8 protein-coding genes are annotated in these 13485 nt (G+C 36.8%); 4 read left to right on the top strand and 4 right to left on the bottom strand.

Annotation, left to right across the window (positions count from 1 at the left end):
- Nucleotides 1–27: 27 nt before the first annotated feature.
- Nucleotides 28–1284 carry a multidrug effflux MFS transporter gene (locus ABID23_RS05020; RefSeq protein WP_354189940.1) on the top strand — a complete coding sequence of 419 codons (1257 nt, stop codon included), beginning with the start codon at nucleotides 28–30 and terminating at the stop codon, nucleotides 1282–1284.
- A 349-nt stretch (nucleotides 1285–1633) separates the two neighbouring features.
- Here ABID23_RS05020 and parC read toward each other — a convergent pair whose 3' ends face one another.
- Nucleotides 1634–3883, bottom strand: coding sequence for a DNA topoisomerase IV subunit A (gene parC, locus ABID23_RS05015; protein ID WP_354189992.1), 2250 nt, complete (start codon nucleotides 3881–3883; stop codon nucleotides 1634–1636).
- Nucleotides 3884–4512: 629 nt separating this feature from the next.
- The gene (aspS, locus tag ABID23_RS05010) at nucleotides 4513–6306 is read right to left on the bottom strand and encodes an aspartate--tRNA ligase (protein WP_354189939.1); all 1794 of its coding nucleotides are present in this window, start codon (nucleotides 6304–6306) and stop codon (nucleotides 4513–4515) included.
- A gap of 133 nt (nucleotides 6307–6439) precedes the next feature.
- Here aspS and rnd point away from each other — a divergent pair, with 133 nt between their 5' ends.
- Entirely contained in the window at nucleotides 6440–7594 is a 1155-nt protein-coding gene (gene rnd / locus ABID23_RS05005) for a ribonuclease D (protein WP_354189990.1), read from the top strand.
- Between the two features lie 343 nt (nucleotides 7595–7937).
- On the opposite strand, the gene ppx is transcribed toward rnd, so the two are convergent.
- A complete protein-coding gene (gene ppx / locus ABID23_RS05000) occupies nucleotides 7938–9449 on the bottom strand; it encodes an exopolyphosphatase (protein ID WP_354189937.1) in 1512 nt (503 codons plus the stop codon).
- A 6-nt stretch (nucleotides 9450–9455) separates the two neighbouring features.
- Nucleotides 9456–11633 carry an RNA degradosome polyphosphate kinase gene (locus ABID23_RS04995; protein WP_354189935.1) on the bottom strand — a complete coding sequence of 726 codons (2178 nt, stop codon included), beginning with the start codon at nucleotides 11631–11633 and terminating at the stop codon, nucleotides 9456–9458.
- A gap of 314 nt (nucleotides 11634–11947) precedes the next feature.
- On the opposite strand from ABID23_RS04995, the gene ABID23_RS04990 reads away from it, so the two are divergent.
- Nucleotides 11948–12196 (top strand): zinc-finger domain-containing protein, encoded by a 249-nt coding sequence (locus tag ABID23_RS04990; RefSeq protein WP_354189933.1) that lies wholly within the window; start codon nucleotides 11948–11950, stop codon nucleotides 12194–12196.
- Nucleotides 12197–12227: 31 nt separating this feature from the next.
- The gene (locus ABID23_RS04985) at nucleotides 12228–13472 is read left to right on the top strand and encodes an FAD-binding protein (RefSeq protein WP_354189931.1); all 1245 of its coding nucleotides are present in this window, start codon (nucleotides 12228–12230) and stop codon (nucleotides 13470–13472) included.
- The last annotated feature ends 13 nt before the right edge of the window (nucleotides 13473–13485 follow it).

Genomic DNA, 13485 nt, shown 5'->3' with positions numbered 1-13485 from the left:
GTCAGAGTTTTTATTCAAGGAAGCGGTATGTCATATTCAATTGACGAACAAGCGCATAGTGATGCGATAAGAAAAAGAATTGGCTATAAAGAGTTTGTTATGCTTATTGGTTCCCTTATGGCTATCAATTCTATAGCTGTTGACATTATGCTGCCAGCCATGCCTGACATTTTAAATAGCCTACACGCTATCAATGAAAATGATCAACATTATATTATTTCTAGTTACCTTTTTAGCTATGGTATCACGCAAATATTTTTTGGTCCGATAAGCGATCGTTATGGACGGCGGAAAATTATTCTTATTGGTCTTGCACTTTATTCATTTGCGGCAATTGGCTGTGTTTTTGTATCTAATTTTTTTATGCTGCTTATTTTGCGTATCCTACAAGGAATGGGAGGAGCTGCCATGCGCGTGCTTACAGTCTCCGTTATACGCGATCTCTATAGTGGTCGAAAAATGGCAGAAGTTATGTCTATTGTTATGATGATTTTTCTGATTGCACCAATGATTGGTCCTGCAACAGGACAAATTATTTTACTGCTTGGACATTGGAAATTGATTTTTATATTTATGGCAATGATCGGTTTTGGACTGATGATTTGGATTCAATTGCGCTTACCTGAAACTCTTCATACACAACGTTCTCTCTCTTTTTCTTCAGTCAAATATAATTTGTGGTTTGTCATAACCAATCGGACAACACTTTGTTACACACTTGCAACTTCCATCATTTTAGGCTGCATTTTCACTTCTGTGAATACATCACAACAAACATATGAAGGAATCTATGACCTAGGTCTCTGGTTTCCTATTGTCTTCGCTATCGGTGCAGCATTTCAAATTCTATCTTCATTCTTTAATTCTCACCTTGTTGGACGCCTTGGTATGCGACGTATTGCACATACTATGCTTTTACTGTTTAGTATCACTTCATGTATTTGGTTTATCGGAGCTATCTTGACTCGTGGCATTATGCCATTTCCTCTCTACATGCTTTTATTTTGTATACTCATGTTTGCTTGCGGGGGAATTATGGCTAATTTTAATACACTTGCTCTCGAATCCGTAGGAGAAGTTGCTGGAACAGCATCTTCTGTATCCGGCTTTCTACAAACATCTATTGGTGCAGGACTTAGTTTTTTTATTGCACAACAATTTAATGGAACGACTACCCCTAATGCGGCAGGATTCTTATTTCTTAGTCTCATCGCCATAGTTCTTGTTTTATGGGCTGAACATGGGCATCTTTTTAAACAATATAATCGTAATCCTCATCAGTAAAAAATGTAAAAAGATATCTAAGTACTTAATATGAAGCTTGAGAGAATATTGAAGTAGAAAACATTATACTACAAAGAAATTTTCTATAGATCATCAAAAACTATTAGATAAACCGTAAACTTGATAAAAACTCTTTCAATGAAATTGCAGAAAATTTTTTCTATTTTGACTAACAAATATATTTTTTTATTAAATGTTTTTTATAAGTAAGTTAAAAGTAGTAAGAAACTGAATACATATATTTTAAAAATAATTATAAAATAACTTGGAAATGCCCCTAACAATAATTAAATTACACAACATTTCCTCTTATACTTTTATAAGTTCTAAATTAAATGTACTATATAATTTAATTGGTAAACTTTCCTGATTTTGGAAAACCTTTTGGAACCAGACGTCCTCCTCCAGCCCGAGCTCCCATCCACTCAATGAGATCATCAGCTTGACGATGAAAGCGGCGTTCAGCCGTATCTTGCCAAGTTAAGCCTTCCGACAAATTAAAAGTCTGGGCATCAACAATTCCTCCCTCTTTATAACGTTGCAAACGAACACCTTTACCGCGACTCATTTCTGGAATTTGTTTAACAGAAAAAATAAGCATTTTTCGGTTTTCACCGATCACTGTAACATGATCACCTCTTACTGGAACGCAAAGCTTAACTCTATCAGGAGATTTCACATTCATAATTTGCTTGCCTTTTCGTGTATTCGCAACCACATCAGCAGCAGATACAATAAAACCATTCCCATGATACGAAATTAAAAGAAGTTTTTCCTGTGTATTATGCACAAATGCTGTCAAAACTTCCTGTTCATCATCCATATCAACTAAAATACGAATTGGTTCACCATGCCCTCGTCCTCCAGGTAAGCTATTAGCAGAAATAGAAAAAAACTTACCGCCTGTGCTTACCACCACAATCTTATCTGTCGTAAATGCTGGAAATGCTAACTTTAAACTATCGCCTTCTTTGAAAGAAAGCGCATTATAATCACTCAAATGTCCTTTCAAAGCACGCATCCAACCTTTTTCAGAAATAACAATTGTAACGGGTTCTTTTTCGATCATTGCTTGCTGAATGTCATCAACATTATGTCTCGGTGCTTCCTCAAATGTCGTGCGCCTTTTGCCTAGGAGTGTATCAGGACCAAATGCTTTACGAATTTTTGTTATTTCCTCTGAAATAACGTTCCATTGCTTTGTAGGAGAATCTAACAGATTCTGTAATTTTTCTTTTTCAATCTTTAGAACCTCAAACTCTTTACGAATTTCAAATTCTTCAAGTTTGCGTAAAGAACGCAAACGCATATTAAGAATAGCTTCGGCTTGGTTTTCTGTTAATTGAAAATGGCTTATCAATTCTTTTTTAGGTTCATCCTCTTCACGAATAATTTGAATGACTTCATCAAGATTTAAATAGGCAATAAGATAACCATGGAGAATTTCTAATCGGCAATCAATTTGATCAAGTTGATAACGAGAACGGCGAATAAGCACTTCTTGACGATGTTCAAGCCATTGTTTTAAGCTTTCACGCAAAGAAAGAACATTAGGCATTTTCCCCAAAGATAAGACATTCAGATTAAGGGGAAATCTCACTTCAAAATCGGTTAATTTAAAAAGAGACTCCATAAGAAGCTCAGGATCAATGGTACGATTTTTAGGAACAAGCACGATACGGATATCTTCTGCCGACTCATCACGAATATCTTCAAGCATTGGGATACGCCGTGCAAGTAGTAGTTCTGCCGTTTTTTCAATAAGCCGTGACTTTTGAACTTGATAAGGAATTTCAGTTACAACAATGACATAAGAACCACGATTACCCGTTTCTTGATGCCAGCGCGAACGCAATCGAAAGAAACCGCGTCCAGTACGATAAGATTCCTCAATACTTTTTTTAGGCTCAACTAAAATACCACCTGTTGGAAAATCAGGTCCAAGAACAAACTGATTTAATTCCTCATCCTCTCCATCAGGATATGCAATCAAATGAAGTGCGGCATCACAGAGCTCAGCAACATTATGAGGTGGGATAGATGTTGCCATACCCACAGCAATACCTGATGAACCATTTGCTAAAAGATTAGGAAATGCACCAGGTAAAACAATCGGTTCTTTATCTTCCTCATTATAGGTCAAACGGAAATCAACAGCATTTTCATTAATTCCCTCAAGTAGCAAAGCAGCCACTTCAGTCATACGCGCTTCCGTATACCGCATAGCGGCAGCATTATCACCGTCGATATTACCAAAATTTCCTTGCCCATCCACCAATGGATAACGAACAGCAAAACTCTGTGCCAAACGCACGAGTGCATCATAAATAGACGCATCACCATGCGGATGGAACTTTCCCATGACATCACCAATAATCCGCGCACACTTTGCATAAGACTGGCTTGGATTAAGTTTGAGCAAACGCATGGCATGAATGATACGCCGGTGCACAGGTTTTAAACCATCACGAACATCAGGTAATGCACGGTGTGTAATAGTAGAAAGCGCATAAGCCAAATAGCGCTCTTGTAAAGCAGAGCGCAACTCTATTGGTTCAATATGTTCTTTATCAAAAAGTAAAACCATTTTATCAGACATCACATTAAGATAACAATTCCTCAAATAATGAGCAATTCTTCCATCCGATTTTCAGCGAAATTTCTTACGAGATGACACTTTTTATTGAAAATAGACTATATAAAATAAACAATGTAACTAGAACATGAACAAAAATATTTTAAATATGGTAAAATATTTTCTTAAAAAGTAAATCAAAAGAAAATGGAAAACACCTCTTCCATTAAATTTAAATATTGATCTCAACATATAGAGTGTTTTGACAATGAACAGAGCTCGACGAGACGATGCTCCCCATGGTTTTCTTAAAAACAAGACGACAAAAATTTCGTAATACTTTCGCCAATAACTCTCTATTTTTTATAGTTTGAACATGAATGTTGAAAACGTCCCAACAATCACAACATCTCTCTCAAATTATAACGATAATAAATTCTCTAAACTTGTAGCTTTTTAAATACGAGGCTAGATTATATAACAGCATTATCCGATTTCTATGCAAGGGAATTTATAAAATAATGTACAGCTTAACAACACCGTATTATTATAAAATAACGCTAAAACAGGTGAGTTTTTCTACCTAAATTAGAACAATTAAAACAAAACGTATGTCTAAGTTTTTAACGGCAGTATAAACACCTTTAATCAATTTAAGAGTTATTTTTAGCAGCAGGCGCAATTCGTATCCCTAAGTCACGTAATTGTGCAGAAGACACATCAGAAGGAGCATTCATCAAAAGATCAAGAGCTTGTTGATTCATAGGAAATAAAGCAACCTCACGTAAATTTTTAACGCCCTGCAAAAGCATAATAATACGGTCAATACCAGCCGCCATACCACCATGCGGCGGAGCTCCATAGTGAAATGCACGATAAAGAGCACCAAAGCGATCTTCTACCACTTCTTTGGAAAGACCCGCAAGATTAAAAACTTTAAGCATCACGTCCGGTAAATGATTACGAATTCCTCCCGATGCGATCTCATAACCATTGCATACAAGATCATACTGAAAAGCTTTAAGAGTGAGAGGATCTTGATTTTCCAAAGCACTCTCCCCCCCCTGTGGCATAGAAAAAGGATTATGCGAAAAATCAATCTTCTTTTCCTCTTCATTCCATTCAAAAAATGGAAAATCAACAATCCACGCTAAACAGAAACACTCCTTATTAATAAGATTTAATTCCTCCCCCACTCTTGTCCGTGCTGCTCCTGCAAAAGGTGCAAATTTCTTAGGGTCACCTGCAACAAAAAAGCAAGCATCACCACCTTCAAGTCCAAGCTGCATACGAAGTGATTCAGTTCTTTTCTCACCAATATTTTTGGCGATAGGGCCAGCTCCTTCAAATTTTCCTTGTTCCTCACGCCAGAAAATATAACCAAGTCCTGGTTGTCCTTCACTTTGTGCCCATCCGTTCATACGATCACAAAAAGCACGACTTCCACCCGTTTTAGCTGGAATTACCCATATTTTTGCATTTTTATCATTAGCCAAAATATGGGAAAAAACTTTAAAACCAGAATCATAAAAATGCTGAGAGACATCTTCCATAACAATTGGATTCCGTAGATCAGGTTTATCCGAGCCATATTTCTGCATTGCTTCATCATAAGAAATACGAGGGAAGACTTGTGTTACAGGCTTTCCATCAGAAAACTGTTCGAAAAGCGAACGCATAATGGGTTCCATTGTAACAAAAATGTCCTCTTGTTCAACAAAACTCATTTCAACATCTAATTGATAAAACTCTCCTGGAAGACGATCTGCTCTTGGATCTTCATCACGAAAACATGGGGCAATTTGAAAATAACGATCAAAACCCGACATCATCAACAACTGTTTATATTGTTGAGGGGCTTGTGGTAATGCATAAAATTTGCCTTGATAAATACGGCTTGGAATTAAAAAGTCACGTGCCCCCTCTGGTGATGAAGCAGTCAAAAGTGGTGTTGCGAATTCTGTAAAACCATGATCTTGCATAGACCGTCTGATAGCAGCAATAATTTCGCTACGACGCATAATATTTTTATGCATAGTTTCACGACGTAAATCAAGAAAACGATATTTTAATCGAATATCTTCTGGATAATCAGGTTCACCAAAAACAGGTAAAGGAAGCTCATCAGACTTTGAAAGAACTTCTACCTCTTGCGCAAAAACTTCAACCTCACCTGTTGGAAGAGAAGCATTAATCACTTCATCAGAACGTGCACATACTTCTCCATCTATACGAATAACCCATTCAGAGCGCACTTTTTCTATTATCTTAAAAGCTGGCGAAGCAGGATCAACAACAATCTGCGTGATTCCAAAATGATCACGCAAATCTACAAAAAGAATTCCGCCATGATCACGAACACGATGAACCCATCCCGAAAGGCGAACCTGTGTTCCTACATCACATTTACGAAGAGCTGCGCAATGATGACTGCGATAACGATGCATAATTTTTGCCTTTAATTATAATATCTACGTGCGTTACAAATACTTTTTAATAACCACTTGTCAAGCTATGAGAAAAAATATTCAAAAAAAGTCAATAAAAGACAAATTTAATTTACCTTGCTATAATAAAATGATGATGAAACTTATTACAAAAACAAAAGATCTTGAACTTGCACTTTCCACTCTACGTACTTCAGATTTTATAACTGTTGATACTGAATTTATCCGCGAAACAACTTTCTGGCCACAGTTGTGTCTCATTCAACTTGCATCGCCAGACACGACGGCTCTTATTGACCCAATGTCTCAGGATATTGATTTAAAACCTTTTTTTGATATTATGGTTGATGAAAAAATTGTCAAAGTCTTTCACGCGGCACGTCAAGACATTGAAACAATTTATCATCTTGGAGGAATTATTCCCACCCCCCTCTTTGATACGCAGATAGCAGGATCAATTTGTGGATTTGGTGATTCTATCTCCTATGATCAAATTGTAGAACGTTGCACAGGACATCAACTCGATAAATCATCTCGTTTTACAGATTGGAGCTATCGCCCTCTCTCTGAAAAACAGCTACTTTACGCACTCGCTGATGTAACCTATTTAAGAGATGTTTATCTTTTACTAAAAAAGCAGCTAGAAAAAAATAAACGCACACACTGGATGGAGGATGAGGTAGCAATTCTCTTAGCACCCAAAACCTATGATATTCCAGAAGATGAAGCATGGAAAAAAGTGAAAGGCAAAGTTAAGAAACCGCGTGAATTTGCTGTACTACAAAAAATAGCAGCTTGGCGTGAACGCGAAGCACGAAGATGTAATATCCCGCGTCGCCATGTCATGAAAGATGAATGTCTTATCGAAATCGCAATACAACAACCAAAAGATGAAGCTGCCTTGAAGCGTTTACGTAGTCTGAATAAAAGCTGGGATAGACTCTCAATCGCACATACATTGATCAAAGCTATTCACGAAGGATTAGATGTTGAGCTTGCAACTTTACCCGCACTTCCTAAACATACCCCGCTTAATGAGACATCGACTGCTGCTATTGATCTTCTTAAAGTATTGTTAAAACTTGTTGCAAACGAAAATGGCATAGCACCTAAAATTATTGCAACTTCTAGTGACTTAGAAAAAATTGTAAATGGCTATAGACAAAAAAATATCCCCGCTATGACTGGTTGGCGCTATGAAATATTTGGAAAAAAGGCCGAACAAATGCTAAAAGGTGAAATAGGATTTTATTTTAACGATGGAAAAATAAATACAAAACAGCTCTAATCAAAAAAAGTTTTAACACTTTATATTTTTGAACTGTTGTAATGAATCTCTTCTAGAAGGTCAGATTATTTATCTTATTCTGTAATAATAAATGACTAAAAAATTGGGCAATGCCATATGGTTAGGCTAATTATTATTTGAATCATAAGAGAGAAACGTTCTGGACAAACGATCAATTTTTACTTAGAAAAATTGATCATAACATCCATGTTTCTTAATGAAGCAAACATAATGTAATTGCGATAAAAAAAGAACGGATATCATCTTAAAAGCACAAATTAAACAGCCAAAATCTAAAATTACCAAAGTAATAGAGATGAAACTTCACACTTTAATAGAAAGATCAAAATGTTTCAAACAAAAGGGGTAATTTTATTATTTTTGATAATTTCTTCAATCGGACGTGAGGACGTTCCCCCAATAAGTCAGCATAACGCCCAGGAATATGCAAGGCAACATGATCTGTTTTTTTATGCCATGATAAATGTGGTAAAATGCCTGCAGTAGACGCACTAAAAAGATGGGCAAGACGCATAGTTTCACCAAGAATGCGTGCTTTCTCAATTATATTTTTAGTTGCTAATTGAAAAACAGGAAAAGAACCTTCATCAATCAATAAACCTGTGTTGCTAAAAAAGACAGCGAGTGCAGCATAAGCACGCCCTTCATGAGTGATTCCTGGATAAGATCCCAACGCTATCCGGTTTGCAGCCTCATTTCCTCGATAATCTGGATGTATCCGCCAACCAATATCTGCAAGAAGACAAGCAGCCTTGCGATAACGGCATTCATTTTCAGTTTCCAAAATTTCAAAAGCTTCAAAGGCATTGGTCGTAAAATCAATAAGCTCTTCTGCTTGCTTTGGTGAACGAGCCCGCAAAATAGCCATTTCTGAACATGCCGCAATAAGAGGATCTGACACACGAATTTCTTTTGGTAACCGTGAATAAAGAAAGCCTTCACGAACGCCAGCTCCAGAAAAAATGATTTTTTCAAAACGCATAGATCGAATAAGTTCAATAAGAACAATCGCTCCATAGGATAAAAGCTGACGACGATTTTTTGAAATGGCTGAAATTCCTTTTATGTTGTCAATATTGCCGCTTACAACAAAACGCAAAAAATCTTCCATTTCAACGGCAGTAATTTCATAGCCATGCATAACAGGAAGACGATACTGTTTTGTTGCCATATGGAGTTTTGCTAAATTACGCCAAGTCCCTCCTACAGCATAAAAACAACGTGCCATGCCTTTACGAATAAAAGAAAATTTATCAAACTGTTCATGAACAATGTTTGCAGCAACAGCAATATCATTATTGGATATATATTGTAGGCGCAAACCACCTAATGGAAAAGTTACCCCCTTACCGACATCAGAACCGTCAATATCAATAAGCTCAAGACTCCCACCACCAAGATCTCCAGAAATACCCTTTGGTTTGTAAAAAGTAGAAACAACCCCATATGCTGAATAAGCAGCCTCTTCACTTCCTGAAAGAAGATGTATTTTACTTTGCAACACGTTTTCAGCATCCTGAATAAATGCTGGTCCATTTTTTGCGTCTCGCGCTGCTGCAGTTGCTAATGTATAAACCTCATCGGCTCCGATTTGCCGACATAGTGCACGAAAACGTTTCAGTGCCTGCAATGCCATTTTTACCGATTCTTCTTCTAAAAAACCAGTTTTTGCAACCCCTTGACCAAGACCACAAAGAATTTTTTCATTAAACAAAACCGTTGGGGAGCGAACAAGACCTTCATAAACAACAAGCCGCACAGAATTTGAGCCAATATCGATAACAGCAACAGGTTTACGCCCCTTTAATCGACCTTGAGCATCTATATATGTCATCAGATTTTAGTCTTTATACATTGCGGCTCTCTGCCGATAACGTGCAACCAAATGTGAAGCACACGCCTCAAAAGATCCCTTTTCTTCCGTAAAGCCGGCATTGGCCATAAAATACTCCTGTGCATTAAACGGACTTTCACCTCTTTGCGGTTTGATACGCCTTGATGTTCCATCACGGAGTATATCAAAGCTTTGTTGATTATCAATAATATTTGCCAACATAATCTGTAAAAGAATTTTCTTACGAACCGTTTTATTAAAAACTGGAACCAATGTTTCAACACGATAATCCAAATTACGAGGCATCATATCAGCCGATCCTAAATAAACAAGAGCATCCTCATTTGGCAAATCTTTACCATTACCAAAACAAAAAACGCGACTATGTTCAAGAAAACGCCCCACGATTGATTTTACACGAATATTATCTGAAATTTTTGGAATACTAGGACGTAAACAACAGATTCCCCGAACCACAAGATCAATCTGTACGCCTGCCTGACTAGCACAATATAAAGCATCAATAATCTCAGGATCGACCAACGCATTAACTTTCATCCAAATCGCAGCAAATTGTCCTTGCCTCGCATTGGTAATTTCACTCTCAATATGATCAAGGATACGATTGCGCAACGTTAAAGGTGAAAAAGCAATCTTCATTGCTTCTTTTGGCGGTTCATCCCGAGCAATATAATTAAATAATAATCCAACATCATGAGCAATATCATCATTCGTGGTAAAAAAAGAAAGATCAGTATAAACTTTGGCATTAACGGGGTGATAATTTCCAGTTCCAAGGTGGACATAAGAGCAAAGACGCTTTTCTTCACGTCTCACAATAAGCGACATCTTAGCGTGTGTTTTTAAGGCCATAAAACCAAAAAAAACCTGCACACCCGCATGCTCAAGATCACGCGCCCAACGAATATTAGCTTCCTCATCAAAACGTGCTTTAAGTTCTACTAAAGCTGTCACCGATTTCCCCTGTTTAGCAGCCTTAATCAAAGCACTGACAATTGGGCTATCATGCGATGTGCGATAAAGGGTTTGTTTAATCTCTACAACATCAGGATCATTGGCTGCTTGATGTAAAAATTGTACCACAACATCAAATGACTCATAAGGATGATGAACGACAATATCATTTTCACGAATAGCGGCAAAGCAATCACCATTATGTTTACGAATACATTCAGGAAAACGAGGAATATAAGGAATAAACTTAAGATCACCACGTGGAATAGAAACAATTTCTGACACCATATCAAGCGCTAAAAATTCATCAAGAACACGAATACAGTTATCAGGAACAGCAAAACTATCCGTTATAAATTTGCGTAAACTTTCCGGCATTTTTGCATCAAATTCAATACGAATAACCTGTCCACGACGACGTCTTTTAAGAGCCGTTTCAAAAAAATGAACAACATCTTCAGCCTCTTCTTCCACTTCAATATCACTATCACGAATGACTCTGAATGCACCAATTCCCACAACCTCAAAATCAGGAAAAATATGGTGTAAAAAAAGGCTCACAACATTCTCAAATGTAATAAAACGAAAATGATTACCTTTCTGAGGAAGAAGAATAAAACGACTTAAACTCGTTGGAATAGGCAACAACACTATGCTGGAACTTTGATCAATACACCGAACTATTTGAAGAGCAACAGAAAGCTCCAAATTAGGAATAAATGGAAAGCGGGACGTATCAATGAATAAAGGCTTTAAAACAGGAAAAATCGTAGTTAAAAAATATTTTTCAAGCCATGACTTTTCAATATCTGAAAGTGCATCTGAAGAAATAATTTCAATACCATTCTGTTTTAATTCATGATGTAAAGTTCTTAATTCTTGTAATTGTTGAGTCTGCAAATATGAAGTTTCAGCTAAGACAAGGTCAAGTTGTTCTTGCGGTGTATGCCCATCTGCACTGCACACCGTAACTCCAGAACGGATTTGCGCCACAAGACCAGCAACACGGACCATGAAAAACTCATCAAGGTTTGCTGCCGAAATCGAAAGAAATTGTAACCGTTCTAATAAAGGGTGCCTTGGATTAGCAGCCTCCATCAATACACGAGTATTAAATTGTAACCATGAAAATTCCCTATTAATAAATCTCATCGAACTTTTCATTGTTATATCCGACAGGAAAACTTTATCGACCACCCTCTGTTTCATATACTCTAGTTAATCTTTCTTTATACTTTGTGATAGCATTATATGGTATAATATCTCGCAAAACGATTTATAATATATTACCGCAATTATAACATATCACTCATTATTATTTCTCATATTACTTAATATGTAATATCTAAAAATATTGCGAACTATTCCCATAGCAAAATAATAAAAAATATGATCATTGGCTTACGCAACACAAAGGATCGTAAAAAGTGCCTTGCATTATGCTAGGCTTTATTACAAACTAATATATGGAAGAAAAAACAAAGCATACTTAACTTAAGAAATTTACTCGGAGCTTTCATGCTATGGTTGAGCACAACATTCCCCATTTCCAAAATGATCTTGGATATAAAACAATCAGCATTGGTGTAAAAGAATTTATGTGTGCGGGCGCGACACCCCCCTTTGATCATCCCCATGTTTTTATTGATATGGGAGCTGCTGATGAAAAAATTTGCCCTTATTGTTCAACACTTTATCGCTATGATCCTTCACTACCATACAATCAGACAGATCCGAAAGGATGTTTGTATCATCCAGATGATTCGCTATGATGTATTCTCTTTCTTTTAATATGAAATATTGATGGATCAATCACCAATCATTGTAGGAGCGGGAATTGCAGGTTTAAGCTCTGCTTTAGCACTTGCTCATAAAGGAATTGCAAGCACCATTATTGAAAAATGTAACCAGCTTGACACTGTGGGAGCTGGTATTCAATTAACCCCAAATGCAACGCGTATCCTTTCTCAATGGGGGGTGCTGAATAAGCTCACTAAAGCAGGTATAACGCCGCATTTCCTTGAGTTAAGAGATGGAGTGTCTTTAAAAACACGCTTGCGTGTTGATCTTATCAATTTATCAAAAAAAAAATGGAAATTCCCTTATATTACGATTCATCGTGCTGCCTTACAAAAAACTTTATATGAAGCGGTTATTGAAAATCCTTATATCAAATATAAAACAGCTGAAGCGGTTATATCAGCAACTCAAATAGCACTTAGCAATATTCATATAAAAACAGTAAAAACAGATGTATCCACAAAAATACAGCAAGATCAGTTTTACTCAACCTCTCTTCTTATTGGATGCGATGGAGTTTGGTCTACATTACGACAATTGCCTCCCTTTCATGAAAAGGCTGATTTCAGTGGCTTTATTGCTTGGCGTGCAACAACAGACTTTGAAAATTTTCCTGAAAGCTTTCGTTTATTATTACAAGATTTAAAGACAATTACGGCTTGGATGGGACCCAAAAGTCATCTTATTATCTATCCCATTCAATCATCAGAAAAAAAATTTAATTTGGTTTCCATTACTCATGGTAAAAATTCAAAAGAAGGTTGGGCACATAAAGGAAATAAAGAAACTTTAAAATCTCTTTTTAAAGGTTGGGATGCACAAATTTTGCAAATCTTTGACTATATTGATAACTGGACCTATTGGCCACTCTTTCAGATGAAACAGAATCGTTTTCTCGGTTTAGAAAGACAAGTATTTGTCGGTGATTGCGCACATGCAGCCCTCCCTTTTGCAGCACAAGGTGCGGCTATGGCAATAGAAGACGCTGCCATATTAGCAGAACTGCTCTCTCATAAGGATCTCTCACAAACAAAAGCTCTCTTACTTTATGAAAAAATACGGGCACCTCGAGTGAAAGCTGTAAAAAAACGCGGAGATTTCAATAGAATAGCCTACCATGCAACCGGTCCTATAGCAATTGCACGCAACCTTATTATGAAAACGCATACACCAGAAAGTATCATGTCTCGTCTTAATTGGCTTTATATGTATGATGCCATGAATCATGCTATAATCCATCACCTGTAAACAAAAAACTTTC

The sequence above is a fragment of the Bartonella silvatica genome, from assembly GCF_040545155.1.
In the GTDB taxonomy this organism is placed as follows: Bacteria; Pseudomonadota; Alphaproteobacteria; order Rhizobiales; family Rhizobiaceae; genus Bartonella; species Bartonella silvatica.
The sequence above is the reverse complement of the archived record's forward strand: the minus strand, read 5'-3'. Positions and strand labels throughout refer to the sequence as shown.